The organism is Pseudomonas salicis (genome assembly GCF_057128705.1).
On record NZ_JBSKHU010000011.1, the window covers coordinates 12,643 to 37,443 of the forward strand.

Genomic DNA, 24,801 nt, shown 5'->3' on the forward strand with positions numbered 1-24,801 from the left:
AAGGCCAGGAGGTACCCAAAGGGAGCTGTACACACGGAGCGACACCCGCAGGAGGCATCATGGAAGACGAGCTGCTACAGATGAAAAATCTGGGCAAAACCACCGCCCAGTGGCTACACGCCGCGGGCATTCACAACGCTGCTGACCTTCGCCGACTCGGCCCCATCCTCGCCTACAGAGCTGTCAAAGCGCGCGACTTTCGAACGTCCAAAGCCCTGCTGTACTACATTGCAGGCGCACTGAACGACCTGGACTGGCGCGACCTCACCCAAGCAGACAAAGCCCGGCTGGATGGAGAACTGAACAGACTCTGCCCCAATCCGAAGAACGCAGATTGCCAAACCTGGAAATAGTTTGAGATTGCCTGTTGACTTACAAATGAGAATCACTATGATTATCACATCCGGTCGCGAGACTGGCTGGTAACCTGAAAGGCTCCTTGGTTCGGACTCTCAGATTATCTCCTCATCAGGCTAATCACGGTTTTTGACCCGGCTTTTTGCCGGGTCTTTTTTTGCCTTCCGTTTGGGACGTTCGTGGCCGACGGTTCGTGTTGCCCAGCCTTTCAAGGCCGGACCCCCAGGTACGCCAACAGATCATCCAGCAGGCTTGCGCCACTCAGCCGAACCCGCGTGGGCTCGGCCCAGAACGGGCCGAACTTGCGTTGAACGACATCAAGATATGTTCGAGCCTCATCAAGCGTACGAACATTCCCGGACGCCTTGAATCCCACCTGCGCGCCCATCTCGGCAATGGCTTCGATGAGTATCCGGGCCGCTTGCGACGTGGTGCCCGCTGCCTGCTTGCCCGTGCTCGTCTTCAGGAATGACGCCCCCTCTCGAATGGCCGTGCGGCACACCTGATGGATGATCTGCGGATCACGCAAAACGCCGGTCTCCAACGTAATCGTCAGCAATCCACGTTGCCCACACTTGGCCCTGCACGCAGCGATCATGTCGGCGCCGACCGTTTTGTCACCACTCAAATGGGCGTGGAAGGGGTACACCAGATCGATCTCGTCCGCCCCGGTGAGCATGGCTGAATGCGTTTCCGACTCGGCAGCACTGACCGAAGCGCCGCCATTCGGGAAGTTGACCGCTGCCACGACCTTGACTTCCCGCGCCAGCAGGCTATCGAGCGTCCGTCGGGCCAGCCCGGCAAATCGAGGCAGCACGCAGACAGCGGCAACATTCCCTACAGGCGTCAGCGCCCGTTCACACAACGCGACGATGCGCTCCGTCGTGTCATCGAGATTCAACGACGTCAGTTCCAGCAGGCCTATCGCTTTTTGAGCAACGGCTTCGTCACTCTCATACACCCGATCCATCACGCACTCCTCGACAACCTGCGAACTCAAGGTAGCGACGATAATCCAGTCGAAGGCAGCGTGAACGGCCATGCGCGCACCAGAGAGCGGGCCTACGCGACTATCAGAAATATCTTAAGGAAATTGCCTTCGAAAAAGTGGGGGCGGAAGGTTGCACGTCATCGAGCGATGATCAGTGGGTGCCCACGTTCGGGGTGCCGTTGCACCAAGACCTCAAGGCCAAACACTGCCCTCAATGCGTCCGGCACCAGCACCCCGTCCGGAGTGCCCAGAGCAAAAGGGCGACCTGATTCGAGCATTAACAATCTGTCGCAATAACGTGCAGCCAGATTGAGGTCATGCAGGATCACCATCACTGCGCCACCGCGATCCGCGAATCCGCGCACGGCCTGCAACGTGGTGTGCTGATGCAAAGGGTCGAGCATTGAGGTCGGCTCATCCAGCAACAACGTTTGCCCTCCCTCTCCGGGCCATAACTGCGCCAGCACCCGAGATAAATGCACCCGCTGACGCTCACCGCCGGACAGGGCAAGGTAACTGCGATCCATCAGGTGCAACGCGTCGGCGGCTTCGAGAGACTCCCGAACGATCTCGGCATCGCGCTGCCGGCCGGTGTCATGAGGCAATCGGCCCATGGCCACCACTTCCCGAACACTGAACGCAAAGCTCAGCGTCGAACTTTGCGGCAATACCGCCAGACGCCGAGCGCGCTGCTGACCCGTCCAGTACGACAATGGCTGATCATCGAGCCACAGTTGCCCCTTCATCGTTTTCAGCTCGCCGCACAGTGCGCTGAGCAACGTGCTTTTCCCTGCACCGTTGGGCCCCAGTACGCCTAGCATTTCGCCGGGCTTGATCGTCAAATCAACATCGGCCAACACGCATTTTCCATCGCGATGCACGCTGATATTTTCGGCTCTCATCATCAGGCGCGCCCTCTCACCAGCAGAAACAGAAAGAAGGGTGCCCCGATGAAAACGGTCACGATACCAATCGGCAATTCAGCCGGTGCCAGCACCAGACGGGCAAACACGTCGGCGAGCAGCAATAGACTCGCCCCTGCAAGCGCCGACGCGGGCAGTACGACTCGATGATCAGGCCCCGCGATCAGCCGCACCAGATGCGGCACGATCAACCCGACGAAACCAATGAGGCCAGCTGCAGCGACGGCAGCGCCCACCCCCAGCGCGATGCAGAGGATGAGCTCGCGCTTCAGCCGTTCGACCTCGATCCCCAAATGACGGGCTTCCGATTCCCCGAGCAGCAGCGCATTCAAGGCTTTTGCCCGGCGCGGCAGCCAGGCGATGACAAGCCCACAGACCAGCAGCAACGGCCATAGCCTCGCGTAACTTGCACCGTTGAGCGTGCCCAGGTTCCAGAACGTCAGCGTGCGCAATGCCGCGTCATCTGCCAGATAGGTGAACAGACCGATGATCGAGCCGGCCAGCGAGGTCATTGCCACGCCTGCCAGCAGCATGACGCCCACGCTGGTCTGGCCGTCCTGACGACCGAGGCGATAGACGATACCTGTCACGATAAGTCCACCTGCAAAAGCACAGATCGACAGCAGATAAGGGGCGAGTGCTTCCGGTAAACCGCCCAGTGACGCACCCGCGACGATCGCGACCGCTGCTCCCAATGCGGCACCGCTGGACACGCCGACCAAACCGGGGTCGGCCAGCGGGTTGCGAAACAGGCCTTGCATGGCCACGCCGGACAGTGCCAGCACCGCCCCCACTGCCAGGCCCAGCAAGGTCCGGGGCACGCGAATCTGACCGAGGATCAGTTCGGCCTGTTGCAGATTCTCGCCCTCCACGGGAAAGCCCAACAGGCGTAACCCGGCACGCAGGGTGTCCATGAGTGGCAGGCTGATCGGCCCCAGCGCGAGAGACAGCCATATCGCTACCACACAGACGACGCTCAGGACGATGAACAACGCGCGAGGTTGCAGAATGACCCTCATTGAGCGGGCGAGACCTTGGCCTTGAGGTCGGTATCCGTGGTGTAAAACGCTTTGCCGAGGGTCTGCATCGCCTCGGGAAGGCGTGGCCCCAGACCGCCCACCAGCAAGGTCGGGTCCACTTCAATCAGGCGATTCTGCTGAACGGCACGGGTAGCGCCCAACAATGGGTTTTCCCGAAGCAACGCCTCCCGAGACGACGCGCCGTTTTGCGCGCGGTCTGTGAACACCAATACGTCAGGGCTAAGCCCCGCCATCGCTTCTGCAGAAAAAACCTTGTAGCCCGCATGGGTCGCCAGATTCCGACCGCCTGCCTGTTTGATCAGCCAGTCCCCGACCGTACCCGTTCCCGCCACCATCGGCGCAGCGCCCGCATGGCTGACCAACAGCAACACACCTGGCACGGGTTGATGCTGCTGCGCCCGAGCCACCCAGTCATGCTGGACGCCCAGACGTTTTGCATACTGCTCGCTCAGTTCATCTGCCTGCGCCTGTTTGTCGAGCAAGACGCCCAGCTTTCGCAGGTTGCTTTGAAGCGCACTCACGTCAGCACCGGCGGAAAACACCTCGACCTTCACTCCCGCTGCACGCAATTGTTCCAGCACGGGAGGCGGCCCCATTTCTTCCGTTCCCACCAGAACATTCGGACGCAGACTGAGGATGCCTTCAGACGACAACTGTCGTTGGTAGCCAATACTCGGCAGCGATTTGATGGACGCCGGATGCTGACTGGTACTGTCGATGCCCACCAGCTTCGCCTCACCCCCCAGCGCCACGACCCACTCGGTCAGTGCGCCGCCCGCGCTGACCCAGCGCTGCGTGTCTGCCGATACCACATGAGTGAATGAGAGCCCGATCAGGATGCCAGCCAGCTTGGCGAGAAAACGCATGGGGGAGGAGTCCTTTATATAGAAGAAGCGCGTCAGCTGAATCCCCTGGAAAGGCGATCAGTTGGATCGACGCGTCAATGGCGGAGCTGTCAAACTGAGCCGCTTACAACAGTCGGGCAATTTGATAATTATTTGCATTTACCCGTCAAGCAGCAAGGAGACTCCGCTGAAATACCTGTGTGAAAAAACCGATCTTCGCGAAGGCATGAGCCGGGGTTTCGACGTGGATGGCGTTCGGCTGCTGGCGGTGCGGCGCGCGGGGCAGGTTTACACCTACCAGAACCGCTGCCCCCACCGGAACGTGCCGCTGGAATGGCACCCCGATCAGTTCCTCGACGCCAGCGCCAGCCTGATCCAATGCGCAACGCACGGCGCGCTGTTTCTCATCGAAAGCGGCGAATGCATCGCGGGTCCTTGCGAGGGCAAATTCCTGAGCACCGTTGAATGTCGCGAAGATGCTCAGGGAGTCTGGATCAATCTGCCCATTCAGGACTGACCGGACGCTTTTGGGTCAGGTGAATCTCAAGCCGCCGATCAACCCGCACCTCTTCAGGTGTCAGCTGCACGCCATACGCCAGTACTTCGACACCTGCGGCGACGGCATCTGTGAGCGCTTCGGCGTAGGCAGCGTCGATTTCTTCCGCAGGTCGAACGGCCTCGATGCCCGTCAAATTGACGCAATACAGCAGCACCGCGCGCACGCCCTCCCGCGCCAACGCTGCCAATTCACGCAAATGTTTCGCGCCGCGCTGCGTAACGGCATCGGGAAAGGCGGCGACAGCACTGTCGTCGAAACCCAGGGTGACGCTCTTCACTTCCAGAAACAGCGGGCCTGCCGGGTAGTCGAGGCGAAAATCGACGCGGCTGTTTTCCTGCCCATACGGCACTTCCCGCTTGAGCGCCGTGAAGCCGTTCAGCTCGGTGATCACGCCCGCCAGCAGTGCCTCTTCGACCAGCTTGTTGGCGCGGCCCGTATTGACACAAGCGAAGCGGCCTTGCGGCGTTTCGCTGATTTCCCACGTGCCGGGCAGCTTGCGTTTCGGGTCGGTGGAGCGACTGAACCAGACGCGCCCACCTGGCATCATGCAATTGAACATCGAGCCGGTGTTGGGGCAATGGATGGTCAGGCGCTCACCGCTGGCCGTTTCGATGTCGGCCAGAAACCGCTTGTAGCGCTGTAGCAGGCGTCCTTCTTCAAGTTCGGGAGAAAAGCGCATCAGCCTTGCCAGCTCCGCAGCCCACGACCGATACGCTCGACCGCTTCTTGCAAGCGCGGCAGGCTTTGGGTGTAAGCGAAACGCACGTGATGCCCCGCCTGATGACGACCGAAGTCCAGGCCTGGCGTGAAGGCAACGTGCTCGGTTTCGAGAAAATGTCGGCAGAATGCGAACGCATCACCACCAAAAGCGCTGATGTCCGCATACAAGTAGAAGGCGCCCTCCGGCTCGACGGCGATATTGAAGCCCAGTTCACGCAGCGCAGGCAGCAAAAAATCCCGGCGTTTGCCGAACTCGGCGCGACGCTGTTCGAGGATTTCCAGGGTTTGCGGCTCGAAACAGGCAAGCGCCGCAGTTTGCGCCATGCTCGGCGCACTGATGTAAAGGTTCTGCGCCAGCTTCTCCAGATCACCGACCGCCGCCTCGGGCGCAACCAGCCAGCCGAGGCGCCAACCGGTCATGCCGAAATACTTTGAAAAACTATTCAGCACGAACGCATCGTTATCCACTTCGAGCACGCTGGCCGCGTCGGTGCCGTAGGTCAGGCCATGATAAATCTCGTCCACCACCAAATGACCGTCGCGGGCCTTGAGCGAAGCCGACAGCGCCGCCAGTTCGTCCCGATGCAACAGCGTGCCGGTCGGGTTAGCGGGCGACGCGACCAAGGCGCCGACGCTGTCCTGATTCCAGTGTTGAGCAATCAGATCGGGGGTCAACTGGTAACGTACGTCGGGCCCAACCGGCACCAGTTGCGCGGCACCTTCCACCAGTCTCAGGAAGTGCCGATTGCACGGATAACCTGGGTCGGCGAGCAGCCAGTGTTTGCCCGGATCGACCAACAGGCTCGTCGCCAACAGCAACGCGCCAGAGCCGCCCGGCGTGATCAGAATCCGCCCCGGATCAATGCTCAGACCGTAGCGCTGTTGGTAGAAACCCGAGATCGCCTCGCGCAGCTCCGGTAAGCCGCGAGCGGCGGTGTAGCGGGTCTTGCCGGCTGCCAACGCTGCTTGACCGGCCTTGATGATGGGCTCAGCGGTAGTGAAATCGGGCTCGCCGATTTCCAGGTGGATGACGTCGTGCCCCGCCGCCTGCAATTCATTGGCACGGGCCAACAGCGCCATGACATGAAAAGGTTCGATGGCGCGACTGCGCGCACTGTAGGGCTGAGGCATGAGTCTTCCTTTAATAGCAGTGTCGGAAACGATCGGCCGATTCTACCCAACCGCTTTCGCCGCTACAGATTTATCGTTCGGCGCACGATTGATGCCGGTGATCCGCAAAAACGGATGATGTCGCAGGAGGGGCTAGACTGATGGCACTGCAAAATAATATAAAACCGGGCGCTTTGGCCGTGGTCATAGTTCACGGGCGCGTTGCCGGGCCATGCTCGACAACCGGGAGTAGCGCGCTCCGATACGATCTGGTAAGTTCGCCCGCTTGCAGCCGCAGGGCCGGCAGGTGTCGGCGATGGATCTTTACCCTGCGCAATGGCTTAGAAGAGTGAGAGGCGGTCCGTTCATGCCCACCGAAGAAAAGCAAAAAAGCACACAAACGATTAGCGGGTTCGAACCTTACGTCCCGACGAAGGACGAGGAGTACATGGGCAAGCCCATGCGTGCTCACTTCACCAAGATCCTGAACAAATGGAAACAGGACTTGATGCAGGAAGTCGACCGTACTGTTGATCACATGAAGGACGAAGCGGCTAACTTTCCTGACCCTGCTGACCGTGCAAGTCAGGAAGAGGAATTCGCGCTGGAACTTCGTGCTCGTGACCGTGAGCGCAAGTTGATCAAGAAGATCGACAAAACGCTGCAACTGATCGAAGACGAAGAATACGGTTGGTGCGAATCCTGCGGCATCGAGATTGGCTTGCGCCGTCTGGAAGCCCGCCCGACTGCCGACCTGTGCATCGACTGCAAGACGCTGGCAGAAATCAAAGAAAAACAGATCGGTAAATGATCCTGCTTTTCGAGTAAGACAAAAGACGCTTCGGCGTCTTTTGTTGTTTATGGACAGGGCCATCACCGCATTAGACGCACGGCTTTCCGGCAGCAGCGTTGATCCAGACAACACACATGCACCTGTGGGAGCGAATTCATTCGCGAAAACGCCGACAGGAGCGATGCATCTTCATCGCCTGATCTATTTCGCGAATGAATTCGCTCCCACACGGCCAGAGCATCGTTCACCGGCAGCGGTGTCCTACACGAACCGAAGCATCATCCGGTTTTTCGTACATATCATTTCCAGTACCATCATCGCCCATGAAATCCCCTTCTTATATAGGGCGCTTTGCGCCAACCCCCAGCGGTTATCTGCACTTCGGCTCGCTAGTCGCCGCGCTGGCGTCGTACCTCGATGCCCGCTCCGCCGGTGGCCAGTGGCTGATGCGCATGGAAGACCTCGACCCACCACGGGAAGAACCGGGCGCACAGACCGCCATCCTCAATACACTGGAAACCTACGGCTTTGAGTGGGATGGCGAATGTGTGAGGCAAAGCGATCGTCACGACGCCTATCAGGACATCATCAACCGTTGGTTCAGCTATGGGCTTGCGTACGCCTGCACCTGTTCACGCAAGGAGCTGGAAGATTTCCACGGCATCTACCCCGGTTTTTGCCGCAATGCGGGCCACTCGCCTGAAAACGCCGCGATCCGTATTCGCGTCCCGGAGCTGGAATACCGTTTCGACGACCGGGTTCAGGGCACCTTTCGCCAGCACTTGGGCCGCGACGTCGGCGATTTCGTGATTCGACGCCGTGATGGCCTATATGCCTATCAACTGGCGGTCGTCCTCGACGATGGCTGGCAAGGCGTCACCGACATTGTGCGGGGCGCTGACTTGCTCGACTCCACGCCTCGTCAGCTCTATCTGCAGGAATTGCTGGGCCTGCCACAGCCGCGTTACCTACACGTGCCACTGATTACCCAACCGAACGGGCACAAACTGGGCAAGTCCTACCGCTCCCCGCCCCTGCCCGTCGATCAGGCTACGCCTTTGCTGCTTCGGGCATTGCGGGCGTTGGGCCAGCCGGCACCGGAAGACCTTTCGTTCGGTACGCCGAGAGAGGTTCTGGACTGGGGAATCGCCCACTGGAATGCCGATTTGATTCCACGGGTCGCCAGTATCGAAGAAGCTCGAATAGACTGAGCCAGAGCACTTGAGGCCAATAGCGGCATGAAGGTGGCCGAAACGTCGCTTGCAGCCTGATAGCCATCCGTTACCATGCCGCTCCTTCACCCGGCGTCAGTGAACCCAGGAGGCCAAATGTACATTTATCGATTGGTCCTGCTACTGGTGGTAGGCATCTACCTTTTTTCCCCAGCCATCATGGACTGGTGGATCGACGCGACAGGCGCCTGGTATCGGCCTTATATGCTGTGGCTGATCCTGATCGTGGTGACTTTCATTCTGCAGAGCCAACGAGATGCCGATGAGCTTTAGCCTGACCCAGATGATTCTGGTCAGCGCCGCCTACTTGCTGGCGCTGTTCAGCGTTGCATGGGTCAGTGAGCGCGGGCTCATTCCGCGCTGGATCATTCGCCACCCACTGACGTACACCCTGTCGCTGGGCGTGTATGCCAGCGCCTGGGCGTTTTACGGGACTGTCGGCCTCGCGTATGAATACGGTTACGGCTTCCTTTCCAGTTATCTGGGGGTGTCCGGCGCATTTTTGCTGGCGCCGGTGCTGCTGTACCCGATCCTGAAAATCACCCGCACCTATCAGCTTTCGTCCCTCGCCGACCTGTTTGCCTTCCGCTTTCGCAGCACATGGGCCGGAGCGCTGACGACCATTTTCATGCTGATCGGGGTGTTACCCCTGTTGGCCCTGCAAATTCAGGCGGTGGCGGACTCCATCGGCATCCTCACCCGCGAGCCGGTCCGCAACTACGTCGCGCTGGCGTTCTGCATCCTGATCACACTGTTCACCATTTTCTTCGGCTCCCGGCATATCGCCACGCGGGAGAAACACGAAGGGCTGGTGTTCGCCATCGCGTTCGAGTCGGTCATCAAACTGGTGGCCATCGGCGGTATCGGCATTTATTCGCTGTACGGCGTATTCGACGGTCCGGCGAGCCTTGAGCAATGGCTGCTACAGAATCAAAGCGCGCTCGCGGCGTTGCATACCCCGTTGCAGGAAGGCCCCTGGCGCACCCTGCTGTTGGTGTTTTTCGCCTCGGCCATTGTCATGCCGCACATGTATCACATGACCTTCACCGAAAACCTCAACCCTCGTTCGCTGGTCAGCGCCAGCTGGGGCTTGCCGCTGTTTTTGCTGCTGATGAGCCTCGCCGTTCCGCTGGTACTGTGGGCCGGACTGAAACTGGGCGCCACCACCAGCCCCGAATACTTCACCCTCGGGATCGGCATCGCGGCGCACAACCCGGCGTTGGCATTGCTGGCCTATGTAGGCGGCCTTTCGGCGGCCAGCGGGCTCATCATCGTCACGACACTCGCCCTCTCGGGCATGGCGCTGAACCATCTGGTGCTGCCGCTCTACCAGCCGCCCGCCGAGGGCAATATCTATCGCTGGTTGAAGTGGACCCGTCGCGCCCTGATCGTCGCGATCATCATGGCGGGATACGGTTTCTACCTGCTGCTGGGCGCCAAGCAGGATTTGGCCAACCTCGGCATCGTCGCGTTCGTCGCCACCTTGCAGTTCCTGCCAGGCGTGCTGTCGGTGCTGTACTGGCCAGCGGCCAACCGTCGAGGCTTCATGGCGGGCCTGATCGCCGGGATCGTGGTCTGGATGGTCAGCATGCTGTTCCCGCTGATCGGCAATTTCCAGGGCTTCTACATCCCCCTGCTGAACATGATCTACGTGCTCGACGACACCAGTTGGCACATGGCAGCCATTGCTTCGCTTGCCGCCAACGTGCTGGTGTTCACCCTGATTTCGCTGTTCAGCAACCCCAGCCCTGAAGAGGCCAGCGCCGCCGAAGCCTGTGCGGTGGACAACGTGCGTCGACCGCAGCGTCGGGAGTTGCACGCCGTTTCTCCGCAGGAGTTCGCGACGCAACTGGCCAAGCCGCTGGGCGCCAAAGCCGCGCAGAAGGAAGTCGAACAGGCCCTGCGCGATCTGTACCTGCCGTTTGACGAGCGCCGCCCCTACGCACTGCGCCGTTTGCGTGACCGGATCGAGGCCAACCTGTCCGGCCTCATGGGCCCCAGCGTTGCTCAGGACATGGTGGAAACCTTCCTGCCGTACAAATCGGGCAGCGAGAACTACGTCACCGAAGACATTCACTTCATTGAAAGCCGCCTTGAGGACTACCATTCGCGCCTCACCGGGCTGGCCGCCGAGCTGGACGCCCTGCGTCGCTACCACCGCCAGACGTTGCAGGAATTGCCGATGGGCGTCTGCTCGCTGGCCAAGGATCAGGAAATCCTGATGTGGAACAAGGCGATGGAAGAACTCACCGGCATCGGGGCCCAGCGCGTGGTGGGGTCTCGCCTGGAGACCATCGCCGATCCATGGCGTCAGTTACTGCTCGGTTTCATCAACGTGCCGGATGAGCATTTGCACAAACAGCGCCTGGCGCTGGACGGACAAACGCGCTGGCTGAACCTGCACAAAGCAGCCATCGACGAGCCCTTGGCACCGGGCAACAGTGGTTTGGTGATTCTGGTGGAAGACCTCACCGACACCCAGATGCTGGAAGACAAGCTGGTGCACTCCGAGCGCCTGGCGAGCATTGGACGCCTGGCAGCCGGGGTGGCCCACGAAATCGGCAACCCGATCACCGGTATCGCTTGTCTCGCGCAAAATCTGCGCGAGGAGCGCGAAGAAGACGGCGAACTCACTGAAATCAGCAGCCAGATCATCGAACAGACCAAGCGCGTGTCGCGCATCGTTCAGTCGCTGATGAGCTTCGCCCATGCGGGTGGTCACCAGCATGCCGACGAAGCCGTCTGTCTGGCCGAGGTCGCTCAGGATGCCATTGGTCTGCTCGCGCTGAATCGCCGCAACTTCGAAGTGCAATTCTATAACCTGTGCAACCCGAACCACTGGGTCGATGGCGATCCGCAACGGTTGGCGCAGGTATTGATCAACCTGCTCTCCAACGCCCGTGACGCCTCGCCGGCAGGCAGCGCGGTGCGGGTGAAAAGCGAGGCGTCCGAACATACGGTCGATTTGATCGTCGAAGACGAAGGCACTGGAATTCCGAAAGCAATCATGGACCGCTTGTTCGAACCGTTCTTCACCACCAAGGACCCGGGGGAAGGGACAGGACTGGGGCTCGCACTGGTCTATTCCATCGTTGAAGAGCATTATGGACAAATCACCATCGACAGCCCGGCTGACCCCGAGCAACAGCGCGGAACCCGCATTCGGGTGACCCTACCGCGACATGTCGAAGCGACGTCCGCTGTGAACTGAGACCGTCGAGAGTATCGAATCAATGCCGCACATTCTGATCGTCGAAGACGAAACTATTATCCGCTCTGCCTTGCGTCGCCTGCTGGAACGTAATCAGTACCAGGTCAGTGAAGCCGGCTCCGTGCAGGAAGCTCAGGAACGTTTCAGCATCCCCTCGTTCGACCTGATCGTCAGCGATTTGCGCTTGCCCGGTGCTCCCGGTACCGAGCTGATCCGGCTCGGCCAAGGCAAACCGGTGCTGATCATGACCAGCTACGCCAGCCTCCGCTCGGCCGTGGACTCGATGAAAATGGGCGCTGTGGATTACATCGCCAAGCCCTTCGACCACGACGAAATGCTGCAAGCCGTGTCGCGCATTCTGCGAGACCGACAGACCGTGCAAAGCATCCAGGCTGAACGCGTGGCCTCGGCTGGCAAGGCGTCGGGGTCCGACAAATCAGCCCCTGACAACAGCAATGGCGAGATTGGGATCATCGGCTCTTGCCCGCCGATGCAAGACCTTTACAACAAGATCCGTAAGGTCGCCCCGACTGACTCCAACGTGCTGGTGCAAGGTGAATCAGGTACGGGTAAAGAGTTGGTCGCCCGAGCGCTGCACAACTTGTCCCGCCGCGCCAAGGCACCGATGATTTCGGTGAACTGTGCCGCGATCCCGGAAACGTTGATCGAGTCCGAGCTGTTCGGCCACGAAAAAGGCGCGTTCACCGGCGCCAGCGCCGGGCGTGCGGGGCTGGTTGAAGCCGCCGACGGCGGAACCCTGTTTCTCGATGAAATTGGCGAATTGCCTCTCGAAGCTCAAGCCCGTCTGCTGCGTGTGCTCCAGGAAGGCGAAATTCGTCGGGTTGGCTCGGTACAGTCGCAGAAGGTCGATGTGCGCCTGATTGCCGCGACCCACCGAGACCTGAAAAGCCTGGCCAAAGTCGGGCAGTTCCGTGAAGACCTTTACTACCGTCTGCACGTCATTGCCTTGAAGCTGCCGGCCCTGCGCGAACGGGGCTCGGACGTGAACGAAATCGCCAATGCGTTCCTGGCTCGCCAAAGCGCCAAAGCTGGCCGTACCGACTTGCGCTTCGGACCAGACGCCGAACAGGCGATCCGCCACTACTCGTGGCCGGGTAATGTCCGCGAACTGGAAAACGCCGTTGAGCGTGCCGTCATCCTCTGTGAGAGCCCGGAAATTTCCGCCGACCTCTTGGGCATCGACATCGAGCTGAGCGATCTGGACGTCGAGGAGTTCATCGGCCTGGCGCCGCAGCAGCCTTCATCCAGCTCAACGGCTCATGAACCTACGGAAGATTTGTCCTTGGAGGACTACTTCCAGCACTTCGTGCTTGAGCATCAGGACCACATGACCGAGACCGAACTGGCGCGCAAGCTTGGCGTCAGCCGTAAATGCCTGTGGGAGCGTCGTCAACGGCTGGGCATCCCGCGTCGCAAAACCGGTGTAGCCAGCGAAACCTGATCTCAGGAGCAGGCGCGAGGCTCTGGCACGCGCCTTCCGGGACTTGTGAAAAAACTGTTACCTCATCAGCAACACGTAACAAAAGCCGGGGCGTACGGTAACGTAGTCCCGGTTTTTTTTGGCTACACAAAAATAGCGTCGATTTGCCACACCCCCGGATTTAAAGGGCTGTAGCCGTTTCGACAAAAGTTGGCACGCGTTCTGCTATATCCTTAGTACAAGAACAACAAAAATCAGTCACCCGCAAAACACCATAATAAAAATAAGACGTATCGACTCACGCATAATAAAAACAACACGGCGGAGGCGCAGCTAACTGATTCTTTTGGAGAGGCGTTGCATTTGGGACTTGTCCCGCAACCAGGCTGAGAACAACAAAAAACTACCCCCCCAAGGTAGCGCCTGAACTGGTTGGATCGATTGATCACTGCAGCACAGCGACCAAAGCAATCCGTTTGCTCTTGACTCCCGATTGGGAGGTTTCACAGGCGAAAGCCGTGAATTGGGCGCTCAACAAAAACAAAAAGCCCGACAGACAATAAAAATAAGAGCACGCACTTTGGGGGAGCTTCGGCTCCCCCAGTAGCTTCCGAAACAAAACAATTTTCCGGTAGCGTTCGCCAAAAACCGCTCCAAACTCTTCGTAACAACCGCTCCAGCCCCGCCATACCTGCCTCCAGAGCCCGTTCGCGCGGCGTCCTACACCATCCCTCGACTAAATGCTAGAATCCCCGCCCATCATGCGGTCATTCTTTGTCATTGGCCGAATATTCCTTCAAACAGTGCATCCCATGCTGAAGAAGCTGTTCCAGTCATTCCGTACTCCCCTGCGCAAGCCGCAGCAACATACGCGCACCACGCCTGAAGTGCTCAGCAGCAGCCAACACTCGTTGCAACGCGCTCAATTCAGCCGTTACGCGGTGAACATCGTCGAGCGTTTGCAGAACGCGGGCTACCAGGCCTATCTGGTCGGCGGCTGCGTGCGGGACCTGATGCTGGGCATCACCCCCAAGGACTTCGACGTCGCCACCAGCGCCACGCCTGAGCAAGTCCGGGCAGAATTTCGCAATGCGCGCATCATCGGCCGCCGATTCAAGCTGGTCCACATCCACTTCGGTCGCGAAATCATCGAAGTGGCCACGTTCCGCGCCAATCACCCTCAAGATGACGAGGAAGAAGACAGCAATCAGTCGTCGCGCAACGAGAGCGGCCGGATTCTGCGGGACAATGTTTACGGCACGCTGGAAGAAGACGCTCAGCGTCGCGACTTCACGATCAATGCGCTGTATTACGATCCCGTCAGCGAACGCGTGCTGGATTACGCCAACGGCGTACACGACATCCGTAATCGACTGATCCGCCTGATCGGCGACCCTCAGCAGCGTTATAAAGAAGACCCGGTGCGGATGCTGCGTGCGGTGCGCTTCGCCGCCAAGCTGGATTTCGGCATTGAAAAGCACAGCGCCACGCCGATTCGCCCGCTGGCACCCATGCTCCGCGATATTCCGGCAGCGCGGCTGTTCGAAGAAGTCCTCAAGCTGTTCCTGTCGGGTTACGCCGAACCAACGTTCGAGATGCTGGTGGACTTGGAGTTGTTCGACCCGCTGTTCCCGGCCAGCGCCAAGGCGTTGGAATACACCCCGACCTACACGCACACGCTCATCAGCGAGGCCCTGGCCAACACCGATTTGCGCGTGCAGCAGAACAAGCCGGTGACGCCAGCGTTCCTGTTCGCTGCGCTGTTGTGGCCTGCCTTGCCCGCTCGCGTCCTGCGCCTGCAAGAGCGCGGCATGCCGCCGATCCCGGCCATGCAGGAAGCCGCGCACGAATTGATCGCCGAGCAGTGTCAGCGCATCGCGATTCCCAAGCGCTTCACCATGCCGATCCGCGAGATTTGGGACATGCAGGAGCGTCTGCCACGTCGCTCGGGCAAACGTGCCGACCTGTTGCTGGACAACCCGCGTTTCCGAGCCGGTTACGACTTCCTGCTGCTGCGTGAAACCGCGGGCGAGGAAACCGACGGCCTGGGCGAATGGTGGACCGATTATCAGGACGCCAACGAATCCGGTCGCCGCGACATGATTCGTGACCTGGGCAGTAAATCCGACACCACCGGCCAGGGCCCGCGCAAGCGTCGCCGTAGCGGTGGCGGCAAGCGCAAACGCGCTGGCGCCGACGCATCGGAGTAATGGTGATGGAACGGGTGTATGTCGGCATGGGCAGCAACCTCGCTGACCCTGCCGAACAACTGCGCGAGGCGATCCAGTCATTGGGACAGTTGCCTCACACCAGCCTGTCAGGCGTTTCTTCTTTTTACGTGAGCGATTCGTTGCTGCCCGGTCAGCCGCGCTACACCAACGCCGTCGCCGCCCTAGATACCACAATGGAGCCACTGGCCCTGCTGGATGCCTTGCAAGGCATCGAGAACGGTCAAGGGCGCGAGCGGCTTGAGCGCTGGGGGCCGAGGACGCTGGACCTGGACATTCTGTTGTTCGGTGACCGGCTGATCGACGAGCCCCGTCTGAGGGTCCCGCACTATCACATGCAGGCGCGGGCGTTCGTGTTGTATCCCTTGGCCGAGCTGGCGCCCGGGATTACCTTCGCTGATGGCCGCGCGCTGGATGACCTGCTGGCCGACTGCCCGTTTGAAGGGCTGGAAAGACTCTCGGGTTGAATGCCGACGCGCGCGATTCGGGCACATTCTCGATTCATAGCTCGGTACAAATCCTGTAGGCGCGAATTCATTCGCGAGACCTCGGTACAGCCGATGAAGGTGTGTGGATTGACCCGTCCAATCGCGAATGAATTCGCGCCTACAGGGGTAATGCGTCGCGCCGAGCGAAGCGACGTTGCCTACAGATCGTTTGCAGGCACTGCGCGCCGTTACATGTCTCGGTAACATCCCCACCTCATCCGGTAACACCCGGAATTGACTTCCCGCCCCCTCCTCACGAAGATAAGCGTCCCAAAGCCGGACGACCGGCTTGCCAGGTGCCAGACAGGCTTTTTCAAACATCGCGAAACGACGATGTGCCTGCGTTTGCAGAATGAATCACGCGTTGCTCGCCGTCGTATTCACAGCGCCTGTAATGAGGACTTTTTCATGCCAGATATCACCGTGACGTCCCTGTTGGGCCTGAAGCAGAAAGGTGAAAAAATCACCATGCTCACGGCCTACGACGCAACGTTCGCCCACGCAGCTTCACAGGCAGGCGTTGAAATCCTGTTGGTGGGCGACTCGCTGGGCATGGTTTTGCAGGGTCACGACAGCACCCTGCCCGTGACGAACGCCGACATGGCGTACCACGTGGCCAGCGTCAAACGTGGCAATCAGGGTGCACTGATCCTCGCCGACCTGCCGTTCATGTCCTACCCCACCCCGGAACAGCTATTCGCCAGCAGCGCGACGTTGATGCAGGCGGGCGCGCACATGCTCAAGATCGAGGGCGCGGGCTGGCTGGCCGAGTCGATTCGCTTGCTGGCTGAAAGGGGCGTTCCGGTGTGCGCACACATGGGCCTGACGCCGCAGACCGTCAACGTGCTGGGCGGCTATAAAGTGCAGGGCCGTCAGGAAGCGCAGGCGCGGCAGATTCGTGCTGACGCCATTGCCCTGGAGCAAGCCGGGGCCGCGATGCTGCTGCTGGAATGCGTGCCGAGCGAGCTGGCGCAGGAAATTACCCAAGCGGTGAAGATTCCGGTGATCGGCATCGGCGCGGGCAGCGCCGTCGATGGCCAGGTGCTGGTCCTGCACGACATGCTGGGTCTATCCATCACCGGGCGCGTGCCCAAGTTCGTGAAGAACTTCATGATCGGCCAGCCTGACATTCAATCGGCCATCGCCGCCTACGTCAGCGCCGTGAAAGACGTCAGCTTCCCGGCCCCTGAACACGGATTCTCGGCATGAACACTGTAAAAACCGTGCGTGAACTGCGCGCCGCCGTGGCCCGCGCCCGCAGCGAAGGCAAACGTATCGCGCTGGTCCCGACCATGGGCAACCTGCACAGCGGTCATACCGCGCTGGTGACCAAGGCTGCGCAACGTGCCGATTTCGTGGTGGCGAGCATTTTCGTCAACCCCTTGCAGTTCGGTCCTACAGAGGACTTGGCCACCTACCCACGCACGCTGGCGGCCGATCAGGAGAAGCTGCTGCAAGCCGGTTGCCATCTGCTGTTCACGCCCACGGTCGAAGAAATGTACCCCCACGGCATGGCCGACCAGACCATCGTGCGTGTGCCCGTCGTGTCTGAAGGCTTGTGTGGCGGCAGTCGCCCCGGCCATTTCGACGGCGTGTCCACGGTCGTGAGCAAGCTGTTCAACATGGTTCAGCCCGACATCGCGATCTTCGGCCAGAAAGACTTTCAACAGCTGGCGGTCGTGAGCGCGCTGGTGCGCGACTTGAACATGCCGATCCAGATCATTGGCGAGCCCACCGTCCGCGCGGCCGATGGCCTGGCGCTGTCTTCGCGCAACGGTTACCTGACCGAAGCGGAACGTGCGACTGCCCCTGCGCTGTACCGTGTCATCAAACAGATCGGTGACGCGCTGCACAATGGCGAGCAGAACCACGAACAATTGCTGGATGACGGCAGGAAGGCCCTCGAAAGCGCGGGTTTCCGTCCGGACTATCTGGAAATCCGCCAGGCCGTGACCCTGCGCCCCGCGACCCCGGGCGATCAGGATCTGGTGGTGCTCGGCGCCGCGTTCCTGGGCAAGACACGCCTGATCGACAATCTGCACCTGACCACGGCCCCGTAAACGGAACGCCATGGTCTCGGGATTCGCAACTATGCTCAGTCCCAGAACGTTTCATGAAACTTCAGCCCGCGCAGGCTCTATCTGGCTCCGGGCAATGAACTTAGCCACACCCGCAATGCCATACCGGTACAGGTCGCCCCACACGGGCGACACTACCTTGTGAGAAAAAGTACCGAGCAAAGGTAAAGCGAGGCGCAGACATCGGCGCGTCCGAGGATTAGGCTTCGGAGAGCGCACGCATTCGACCCGCCCCTGGCTTTTCAACGTCCAAAGGCAGTTCAAGTACAAGGAAACCCGCAGCGATGGCGTACTACCGCAACCCTCATGACGTCACCACCCTGCCCGCCTGGCAGGCGCTCTCCGACCACCGCAAAGCGATGCAGAATTTCAGCATGCGCGACGCGTTCAACGAAGACCCGCAGCGTTTCAACGAATTCACCCTCAGCAGTGCCGGGCTATTTCTCGACTACTCGAAGAACCTGATCACCGCCGAAACCCGTCAGCTGTTGGTCAATCTGGCCAACGAAGTGGGCCTGAAAGACGCAATCAAAGCGCAATACGACGGCGAGTTGGTCAACTCTTCCGAAGGTCGCCCGGCCCTGCACACCGCGCTGCGCCGTCCAGTGGGCGACAAGCTGTTGGTGAACGGCGTCAACGTGATGCCCGAAGTGCACAAGGTGCTGAACCAGATCACCGACCTCGTGGGCCGCATTCACGACGGTCTGTGGCGCGGTTACACCGAGAAGCCGATCACTGACGTGGTTAACATCGGCATCGGTGGCTCGTTTCTCGGCCCTGAGCTGGTGTCCGAAGCGCTGTTGTCCTACGCGCAGAAAGGCGTTCGCTGCCACTACCTGGCGAACATCGACGGCACAGAGCTGCACGAACTGACCAGCAAGCTGCGTGCGGAAACCACGCTGTTTATCGTCTCGTCCAAGACCTTCAGCACCCTCGAAACCCTGAAAAACGCTACCGCGGCGCGCGCCTGGTATCTGGCTCAGGGCGGCTCCGAGGCGGAGCTGTACCGTCACTTCATCGCGGTGTCGAGCAACAACGCGGCTGCCGTGGCGTTCGGCATCCGTGAAGAAAATATCTTCCCGATGTGGGACTGGGTCGGCGGTCGTTACTCGCTGTGGTCGGCCATCGGTCTTCCAATCGCTTTGGCCGTGGGCATGTCCAACTTCAAGGAATTGCTGTCCGGTGCCTATACCATGGACCAGCATTTCCTGAACGCACCGTTCGAGCAAAACATGCCGGCGCTGCTGGGCCTGCTCGGCGTGTGGTACGGCAATTTCTGGGGCGCGCAAAGTCACGCGATCCTGCCGTACGACCACTACCTGCGTAACATCACCAAGCATTTGCAACAGCTGGACATGGAATCCAACGGCAAGAGCGTTCGTCAGGACGGCGTGCCGGTGAAGACCGACACCGGCCCGGTGATCTGGGGTGGCGTGGGCTGTAACGGTCAGCACGCGTATCACCAGCTGCTGCACCAAGGCACCCAATTGATTCCGGCCGACTTCATCGTGCCGATCGTCAGCTTCAACCCGGTGTCCGACCACCACCAATGGCTATACGCCAACTGCCTGTCGCAGAGCCAGGCTCTCATGCTCGGCAAGACTCGCGCTGAGGCCGAAGCCGAACTGCGCGCCAAAGGCCTGTCGGAAGACGAAGTGCAGCGTGTCGCGCCGCACAAGGTCGTGCCAGGCAACCGTCCGAGCAACACCATCGTCGTCGAGCGCATCAGCCCGCGTCGTCTGGGTGCGCTGGTCGCGATGTACGAGCACAAAGTCTTCGTCCAAAGCGTGGTCTGGGGCACCAACGCCTTCGACCAGTGGGGCGTCGAGCTGGGCAAAGAACTGGGCAAAGGCGTTTACAGCCGCCTCGTCGGCACGGAAGAAACCGTTGCTGAAGATGCGTCCACTCAAGGCTTGATCAATTACTTCCGCGGTCGTCACCGCGGCTGATACCGCCTTGGCGCAACACCCGAAACCCGCCCCCTCGCAAGAGGCGGCGGGTTTTGTGTATTTGGATCACCGAGTCAAGCCGAAAGGCAGAATCAAAAGAGAGCACGACTGAATCCGACCCGCCTGAACCCTGCCGACACGATCGACTCTGATGTCCTATTGTGGCTACACAACATCACAAGAAAAACAGGAGACGCCATGTTCAATATCAGCGATTTCCCACACGCCGACGCGACGCGCAAAGCCGCTCAACTCAGTGCCGATGACTATCAGCGCCTGTACCGGCAATCCATCGAGCAGCCCGACACCTTCTGGGCCGAGCAGGCGAAAAAATTTCTCCACTGGTTCTCGCCGTGGGATCAGGTCCAGCAGTGCGACATCAAGACCGGCAGCGCGCAGTGGTTCAAAGGCGGCACGCTGAACGTGAGTTACAACTGCATCGACCGTCATCTGGAAAAGCGCGGCGACCAAGTGGCGATCATTTGGGAAGGCGATAATCCCTCCGAGTCCGCCGAAATCACCTACAAGAAGCTGCACCACAACGTTGCCCGTCTGGCGAATGTGCTGAAGCAGCGCGGCGTGAAGAAAGGCGACCGGGTGTGCATCTACATGCCGATGATTCCGGAAGCGGCCTACACAATGCTGGCCTGCACCCGCATCGGCGCGATTCATTCGGTGGTGTTCGGCGGCTTTTCCCCTGACGCCCTGCGTGACCGGATTCTCGACGCTGATTGCCACACCGTCATCACCGCCGATGAAGGTGTGCGCGGCGGCAAATACGTGCCGTTGAAACAGAACGTCGACAAAGCCCTGCAAAGCTGCCCGAACGTCAGCACGGTGCTGGTGGTCAAGCGCACCGAAGGCCAGGTCGAGTGGGTCGAAGGCCGCGACATCTGGTATCACGAAGCGCTTCACGGCATCAGCGACGATTGCCCGCCCGAACCGATGGACGCCGAAGACCCGCTGTTCATCCTCTACACCTCGGGCAGCACCGGCAAACCAAAGGGGGTGCTGCACACAACCGGCGGTTACCTGCTGCAAGCGGCGATGACCCATCAGCATGTCTTCGATTATCGCGAGGGCGAGATTTTCTGGTGCTCCGCCGACGTCGGCTGGGTCACCGGACACACGTACATCGTCTACGGCCCGCTGGCCAACGGTGCCACCACGCTGATTTTCGAAGGCGTGCCGAATTACCCCGACACCTCGCGCTTCTGGCAGGTGATCGACAAGCACCACGTCAATATCTTCTACACCGCGCCAACGGCATTGCGAGCACTGATGCGTGAGGGGCCGAAGCCGCTGGAAACGACAAGCCGGGAAAGCCTGCGCATTCTCGGCACGGTCGGTGAGCCCATCAACCCGGAAGCGTGGGAATGGTATTTCCATAAAGTAGGAAAAGCCCGCTGCCCTATCGTCGATACGTGGTGGCAGACCGAAACCGGCGGCACGATGCTCACCCCGCTGCTCAGCACAACGCCCCTGAAACCGGGCTGCGCCACTCAGCCGATGTTTGGCGTACAGCCCGTGCTGCTCGACGAAAAAGGCAATGAGCTGGAGGGCGCGACCAGCGGCTTATTGGCGATCAAGGCCAGTTGGCCGGGGCAGATTCGCAGTGTGTATGGCGATCAGCAACGCATGATCGACACCTACTTCAAACCCTACCCCGGTTATTACTTCACGGGTGACGGCGCGCGTCGGGATCAGGACGGGCATTACTGGATCACCGGGCGGGTGGACGACGTGATCAACGTGTCCGGGCATCGCATCGGCACGGCGGAGGTCGAGAGCGCGTTGGTATTGCATGACAGCGTGGCCGAGGCAGCGGTGGTGGGTTACCCCCATGACGTGAAAGGCATGGGCATTTATGCATTCGTGACCACCATGGCCGGGATCGAGCCGGACGAGGCGTTGCAGAAGGAACTGTTGACGCTGGTCAGCAAGGAAATCGGCAGTTTCGCTAAACCGGAGCTGATTCAGTGGGCCCCGGCCTTGCCGAAAACCCGTTCCGGGAAGATCATGCGGCGCATCCTGCGCAAGATCGCCTGCAACGAAATCGGCAGTTTGGGGGATATCTCGACCCTCGCGGATTCGAGTGTCGTGGAGGGGTTGATCGAGAAGCGCCTTAACCGATAGAGGTAGGAGCGTGGCTTGTCCCGCGATCGGCGGGGAACCCGTCGTAAAACCGCCATACGTGTAGTGTCAGGTGCACTGCTGATCGCAGGCTTTTACTGCCGTTCCGGCAGATCGCGGGACAAGCCACGCTCCTACAGTATTGGCATTCCATCTTTCGACTGGACACCCATGGAATTCATCCGCACCCGCATCGAAACCCAGGTCATGAGCATGACCGGCCTGGCCCTTGGCCAACTGGACATGGAGAACCCCAAGGGCGATCCAGGTCTGTTCGGGCCGCAGGCGGTGTGCTGGCAGGTGCACGGCGATTTCCCGAGCATGATGATCGGCGGCATTTGCGCATTGATGCTGCAAATGCTCCACCCTCGCGTGCTGGCTGGGGTGTGGGACCATTCCAACTTTCGTCAAGACCTGCTCGGGCGGCTGCGGCGAACCGGGCAGTTCATCTCCGGCACCACATTCGGTTCGACCCACGACGCCAATTGGCTGATCGACAAGGTGCTGAGCATCCATTCGCAGATCAGCGGGATCGCCCCGGACGGCACCCCGTACAAGGCCGATGACCCGGCGCTGCTAACGTGGGTGCACGTGGCCGAAGTGAGCAGTTTCATGGCTGCACATTTGCGATACCTCAATCCGGACCTGCCCCTCGACGCTCAGGACTGCTATTACGCCGAAACCGCGCTCGTGGCGGAGCGTCTGGGTGCGCGCGACATTCCGCGATCGGCCGCTGAAATCGACGCTTACCTGCATCGGATGCGCCCGCAGCTGGTGTGTGATGACCGGGCGCGTGAGGTGTTCAGCGTCCTGCAGAATGCCCCGGCACCCAGCCGCATGGCCAAGCCAATGGGGCGTCTGATGATGCAGGCCGGGGTTGAATTGATGCCGGAATGGGCGAGCGGGATGTTCGATATCCGGATGGGGAGTTTCAAACGCCAAATGATCCGCGCGGGGGTTAACCGGACCGCACCGATCTTGAGATGGGCCGTGCGCAATGCGTCGGTGCATCGGGCGCGACGCAGGATGGGAGTTCTCTGAGACCGGCATCACCCTATCCTTCTGTAGGAGTGAGCGTGCTCACGAAAGGGCAGGTACATTCAAAACATTTCAATGTCCTGACGTCAGCATTCGCGAGCAAGCTCACTCCTACAGTTGATCGCATCCCCTGTAGGAGTGAGCTTGCTCGCGAGGGCCGGCACTACCAATACAGGGCTCGCGGGAAGGAACAATCTTGAACAGTCAGCGCAATCAAGAAAACGCTTAAATTACCACCGTCATTCATGCCACCATGTGCCCCTTTGATTTCCCGGCCACGGGCCTCCCTTTTCAGCTTTGTCTCCAGGCCCGGGCGTTACACCCACAACCGTGAGGATTCGTACCATGCAAGACGTCGTAATCGTTGCCGCCACCCGCACCGCGGTCGGCAGTTTTCAGGGTTCGTTGGCGAATGTGTCGGCTGTTGATCTGGGCGCAGCGGTGATCCGTCAGTTGCTGGCCCAGACCGGTCTGGACCCGGCGCAGGTCGATGAGGTGATCATGGGGCAAGTGCTCACTGCCGGTGCTGGCCAGAACCCGGCGCGTCAGGCGTCAATCAAGGCCGGTTTGCCGTTCGCGGTCCCCGCGATGACCCTGAACAAGGTCTGCGGTTCGGGCCTCAAGGCCCTGCACTTGGGCACTCAGGCAATCCGTTGCGGCGACGCTGACGTGATCATTGCGGGCGGTCAGGAAAGCATGAGCTTGGCCAACTATGTGATGCCGGGTGCGCGTACCGGCCTGCGCATGGGCCACGCGACTATGGTCGACACCATGATCAGCGACGGCCTGTGGGATGCGTTCAACGATTACCACATGGGCATCACTGCCGAGAACCTGTCGGAAAAGTACGGCATCAGCCGTGAGGCGCAAGACGCCTTCGCCGCCGCCTCGCAGCAGAAAGCCGCTGCGGCCATCGAAGCCGGGCGTTTCGTCGATGAAATCACCCCGATCCTGATCCCTCAGCGCAAAGGCGACCCGATCTCCTTCGCCACCGACGAACAACCCCGTGCAGGCACCACCGCCGAATCCCTGGGCAAACTCAAGCCGGCCTTCAAGAAAGACGGCACCGTGACCGCCGGTAACGCCTCGTCGCTGAATGATGGTGCCGCTGCGGTCATCCTGATGAGCGCGAAAAAAGCCGAAGAGTTGGGCCTGCCGGTGCTGGCGCGCATTGCCGCTTACGCGAACGCGGGTGTTGACCCGGCGATCATGGGCATCGGCCCGGTCAGCGCCACCCGTCGTTGCCTGGACAAAGCGGGCTGGTCGCTGGATGAGCTGGACCTGATCGAAGCCAACGAAGCGTTTGCCGCGCAATCGCTGTCGGTGGGCAAAGAGTTGGGTTGGGACATGGAGAAGGTCAACGTTAACGGCGGCGCCATCGCCATCGGCCACCCGATCGGTGCGTCGGGCTGCCGCGTTCTGGTGACCCTGCTGCATGAAATGATCAAACGCGATGCCAAGAAGGGTCTGGCGACCCTGTGCATCGGTGGGGGTCAGGGCGTGGCGTTGGTACTGGCGCGGTAATTTCACCCACACCGCAACTCCCCCTGTGGGAGCGAATTCATTCGCGAAAAATGGTTCAACCGACGCACATGTGTTGGTTGAACCAATGCCTCGCGAATGAATTCGCTCCCATAGTCGTTTTCAGCCCGCCGTAGGCATCGG

At 60.3% G+C, this 24,801-nt stretch carries 21 protein-coding genes; 15 read left to right on the plus strand and 6 right to left on the minus strand.

The window, feature by feature from the left end; translation table 11 throughout:
* Positions 1 to 59 precede the first annotated feature (59 nt).
* Positions 60 to 353 carry a TfoX/Sxy family protein gene (locus ACWKWE_RS28985; protein WP_483852458.1) on the plus strand — a complete coding sequence of 98 codons (294 nt, stop codon included), beginning with the start codon at positions 60 to 62 and terminating at the stop codon, positions 351 to 353.
* Positions 354 to 565: 212 nt separating this feature from the next.
* On the opposite strand, the gene deoC is transcribed toward ACWKWE_RS28985, so the two are convergent.
* From deoC to ACWKWE_RS29005, 4 genes are all read right to left on the minus strand, one after another.
* A complete protein-coding gene (gene deoC / locus ACWKWE_RS28990; RefSeq protein ID WP_483852475.1) occupies positions 566 to 1,327 on the minus strand; it encodes a deoxyribose-phosphate aldolase in 762 nt (253 codons plus the stop codon).
* A gap of 158 nt (positions 1,328 to 1,485) precedes the next feature.
* Positions 1,486 to 2,253 carry a heme ABC transporter ATP-binding protein gene (locus tag ACWKWE_RS28995; protein WP_483852459.1) on the minus strand — a complete coding sequence of 256 codons (768 nt, stop codon included), beginning with the start codon at positions 2,251 to 2,253 and terminating at the stop codon, positions 1,486 to 1,488.
* A complete protein-coding gene (locus ACWKWE_RS29000; RefSeq protein WP_483852476.1) occupies positions 2,253 to 3,236 on the minus strand; it encodes a FecCD family ABC transporter permease in 984 nt (327 codons plus the stop codon). The genes ACWKWE_RS28995 and ACWKWE_RS29000 overlap by 1 nt, the downstream gene beginning before the upstream one ends.
* 50 nt (positions 3,237 to 3,286) lie before the next feature.
* Positions 3,287 to 4,177, minus strand: a complete 891-nt coding sequence (locus ACWKWE_RS29005) for a heme/hemin ABC transporter substrate-binding protein (protein WP_483852460.1) — start codon at positions 4,175 to 4,177, stop codon at positions 3,287 to 3,289.
* A 166-nt stretch (positions 4,178 to 4,343) separates the two neighbouring features.
* Here ACWKWE_RS29005 and ACWKWE_RS29010 point away from each other — a divergent pair, with 166 nt between their 5' ends.
* Positions 4,344 to 4,673: a Rieske (2Fe-2S) protein gene (locus ACWKWE_RS29010; RefSeq protein WP_483852477.1), complete on the plus strand. Its 330-nt coding sequence runs from the start codon at positions 4,344 to 4,346 to the stop codon at positions 4,671 to 4,673.
* On the opposite strand, the gene sfsA is transcribed toward ACWKWE_RS29010, so the two are convergent.
* Both sfsA and ACWKWE_RS29020 read right to left on the minus strand, forming a co-directional pair.
* Complete coding sequence (gene sfsA, locus ACWKWE_RS29015) at positions 4,651 to 5,394, minus strand: DNA/RNA nuclease SfsA (RefSeq protein ID WP_483852461.1); 744 nt, start codon at positions 5,392 to 5,394, stop codon at positions 4,651 to 4,653. The two genes, ACWKWE_RS29010 and sfsA, sit on opposite strands and share 23 nt — an antisense overlap.
* Positions 5,394 to 6,566, minus strand: coding sequence for a pyridoxal phosphate-dependent aminotransferase (locus ACWKWE_RS29020; protein WP_483852462.1), 1,173 nt, complete (start codon positions 6,564 to 6,566; stop codon positions 5,394 to 5,396). The genes sfsA and ACWKWE_RS29020 overlap by 1 nt, the downstream gene beginning before the upstream one ends.
* Positions 6,567 to 6,912: 346 nt before the next feature.
* On the opposite strand from ACWKWE_RS29020, the gene dksA reads away from it, so the two are divergent.
* The 13 genes from dksA to ACWKWE_RS29085 all read left to right on the plus strand — a co-directional run bounded on the left by dksA (position 6,913) and on the right by ACWKWE_RS29085 (position 24,660).
* Positions 6,913 to 7,356 carry an RNA polymerase-binding protein DksA gene (gene dksA / locus ACWKWE_RS29025; RefSeq protein WP_166598279.1) on the plus strand — a complete coding sequence of 148 codons (444 nt, stop codon included), beginning with the start codon at positions 6,913 to 6,915 and terminating at the stop codon, positions 7,354 to 7,356.
* Between the two features lie 305 nt (positions 7,357 to 7,661).
* Positions 7,662 to 8,549, plus strand: coding sequence for a tRNA glutamyl-Q(34) synthetase GluQRS (gene gluQRS / locus ACWKWE_RS29030; RefSeq protein WP_483852463.1), 888 nt, complete (start codon positions 7,662 to 7,664; stop codon positions 8,547 to 8,549).
* Positions 8,550 to 8,666: 117 nt separating this feature from the next.
* Positions 8,667 to 8,843: a hypothetical protein gene (locus tag ACWKWE_RS29035; RefSeq protein WP_002552060.1), complete on the plus strand. Its 177-nt coding sequence runs from the start codon at positions 8,667 to 8,669 to the stop codon at positions 8,841 to 8,843.
* Positions 8,827 to 11,781, plus strand: coding sequence for a sensor histidine kinase (locus ACWKWE_RS29040; RefSeq protein ID WP_166598281.1), 2,955 nt, complete (start codon positions 8,827 to 8,829; stop codon positions 11,779 to 11,781). Before ACWKWE_RS29035 ends, ACWKWE_RS29040 begins: the two co-directional genes overlap by 17 nt.
* Before the next feature lie 22 nt (positions 11,782 to 11,803).
* Entirely contained in the window at positions 11,804 to 13,243 is a 1,440-nt protein-coding gene (locus ACWKWE_RS29045; RefSeq protein ID WP_166598282.1) for a sigma-54-dependent transcriptional regulator, read from the plus strand.
* A 791-nt stretch (positions 13,244 to 14,034) separates the two neighbouring features.
* On the plus strand, positions 14,035 to 15,432 hold the full coding sequence (locus tag ACWKWE_RS29050) for a polynucleotide adenylyltransferase PcnB (RefSeq protein ID WP_166598283.1): 1,398 nt from the start codon (positions 14,035 to 14,037) through the stop codon (positions 15,430 to 15,432).
* 5 nt (positions 15,433 to 15,437) lie between these two features.
* Positions 15,438 to 15,917: a 2-amino-4-hydroxy-6-hydroxymethyldihydropteridine diphosphokinase gene (folK, locus tag ACWKWE_RS29055; protein ID WP_483852464.1), complete on the plus strand. Its 480-nt coding sequence runs from the start codon at positions 15,438 to 15,440 to the stop codon at positions 15,915 to 15,917.
* A 429-nt stretch (positions 15,918 to 16,346) separates the two neighbouring features.
* The gene (panB, locus tag ACWKWE_RS29060; protein ID WP_483852465.1) at positions 16,347 to 17,147 is read left to right on the plus strand and encodes a 3-methyl-2-oxobutanoate hydroxymethyltransferase; all 801 of its coding nucleotides are present in this window, start codon (positions 16,347 to 16,349) and stop codon (positions 17,145 to 17,147) included.
* On the plus strand, positions 17,144 to 17,998 hold the full coding sequence (gene panC / locus ACWKWE_RS29065) for a pantoate--beta-alanine ligase (protein WP_341961956.1): 855 nt from the start codon (positions 17,144 to 17,146) through the stop codon (positions 17,996 to 17,998). Before panB ends, panC begins: the two co-directional genes overlap by 4 nt.
* A gap of 302 nt (positions 17,999 to 18,300) precedes the next feature.
* A complete protein-coding gene (gene pgi, locus ACWKWE_RS29070; RefSeq protein WP_341961954.1) occupies positions 18,301 to 19,965 on the plus strand; it encodes a glucose-6-phosphate isomerase in 1,665 nt (554 codons plus the stop codon).
* 198 nt (positions 19,966 to 20,163) lie between these two features.
* On the plus strand, positions 20,164 to 22,101 hold the full coding sequence (gene acs / locus ACWKWE_RS29075; RefSeq protein ID WP_483852466.1) for an acetate--CoA ligase: 1,938 nt from the start codon (positions 20,164 to 20,166) through the stop codon (positions 22,099 to 22,101).
* A 168-nt stretch (positions 22,102 to 22,269) separates the two neighbouring features.
* Positions 22,270 to 23,139, plus strand: a complete 870-nt coding sequence (locus ACWKWE_RS29080; RefSeq protein ID WP_483852467.1) for an oxygenase MpaB family protein — start codon at positions 22,270 to 22,272, stop codon at positions 23,137 to 23,139.
* A 342-nt stretch (positions 23,140 to 23,481) separates the two neighbouring features.
* Positions 23,482 to 24,660, plus strand: a complete 1,179-nt coding sequence (locus ACWKWE_RS29085; RefSeq protein ID WP_483852468.1) for an acetyl-CoA C-acetyltransferase — start codon at positions 23,482 to 23,484, stop codon at positions 24,658 to 24,660.
* Positions 24,661 to 24,801 lie beyond the last annotated feature (141 nt).

What these genes read in the sequence shown, in the direction of transcription:
- dksA (WP_166598279.1), top strand. Translation starts at nt 6,913, where the DNA reads ATGCCCACCGAAGAAAAGCAAAAAAGCACACAAACGATTAGCGGGTTC.
- panB (WP_483852465.1), top strand. Translation starts at nt 16,347, where the DNA reads ATGCCAGATATCACCGTGACGTCCCTGTTGGGCCTGAAGCAGAAAGGT.
- panC (WP_341961956.1), top strand. Translation starts at nt 17,144, where the DNA reads ATGAACACTGTAAAAACCGTGCGTGAACTGCGCGCCGCCGTGGCCCGC.
- ACWKWE_RS29050 (WP_166598283.1), top strand. Translation starts at nt 14,035, where the DNA reads ATGCTGAAGAAGCTGTTCCAGTCATTCCGTACTCCCCTGCGCAAGCCG.
- pgi (WP_341961954.1), top strand. Translation starts at nt 18,301, where the DNA reads ATGGCGTACTACCGCAACCCTCATGACGTCACCACCCTGCCCGCCTGG.
- ACWKWE_RS29020 (WP_483852462.1), bottom strand. Translation starts at nt 6,566, where the DNA reads ATGCCTCAGCCCTACAGTGCGCGCAGTCGCGCCATCGAACCTTTTCAT.
- gluQRS (WP_483852463.1), top strand. Translation starts at nt 7,662, where the DNA reads ATGAAATCCCCTTCTTATATAGGGCGCTTTGCGCCAACCCCCAGCGGT.
- acs (WP_483852466.1), top strand. Translation starts at nt 20,164, where the DNA reads ATGTTCAATATCAGCGATTTCCCACACGCCGACGCGACGCGCAAAGCC.
- sfsA (WP_483852461.1), bottom strand. Translation starts at nt 5,394, where the DNA reads ATGCGCTTTTCTCCCGAACTTGAAGAAGGACGCCTGCTACAGCGCTAC.
- ACWKWE_RS28985 (WP_483852458.1), top strand. Translation starts at nt 60, where the DNA reads ATGGAAGACGAGCTGCTACAGATGAAAAATCTGGGCAAAACCACCGCC.
- deoC (WP_483852475.1), bottom strand. Translation starts at nt 1,327, where the DNA reads ATGGATCGGGTGTATGAGAGTGACGAAGCCGTTGCTCAAAAAGCGATA.
- ACWKWE_RS29040 (WP_166598281.1), top strand. Translation starts at nt 8,827, where the DNA reads ATGCCGATGAGCTTTAGCCTGACCCAGATGATTCTGGTCAGCGCCGCC.
- ACWKWE_RS29045 (WP_166598282.1), top strand. Translation starts at nt 11,804, where the DNA reads ATGCCGCACATTCTGATCGTCGAAGACGAAACTATTATCCGCTCTGCC.
- folK (WP_483852464.1), top strand. Translation starts at nt 15,438, where the DNA reads ATGGAACGGGTGTATGTCGGCATGGGCAGCAACCTCGCTGACCCTGCC.
- ACWKWE_RS29005 (WP_483852460.1), bottom strand. Translation starts at nt 4,177, where the DNA reads ATGCGTTTTCTCGCCAAGCTGGCTGGCATCCTGATCGGGCTCTCATTC.
- ACWKWE_RS29035 (WP_002552060.1), top strand. Translation starts at nt 8,667, where the DNA reads ATGTACATTTATCGATTGGTCCTGCTACTGGTGGTAGGCATCTACCTT.
- ACWKWE_RS28995 (WP_483852459.1), bottom strand. Translation starts at nt 2,253, where the DNA reads ATGATGAGAGCCGAAAATATCAGCGTGCATCGCGATGGAAAATGCGTG.
- ACWKWE_RS29085 (WP_483852468.1), top strand. Translation starts at nt 23,482, where the DNA reads ATGCAAGACGTCGTAATCGTTGCCGCCACCCGCACCGCGGTCGGCAGT.
- ACWKWE_RS29080 (WP_483852467.1), top strand. Translation starts at nt 22,270, where the DNA reads ATGGAATTCATCCGCACCCGCATCGAAACCCAGGTCATGAGCATGACC.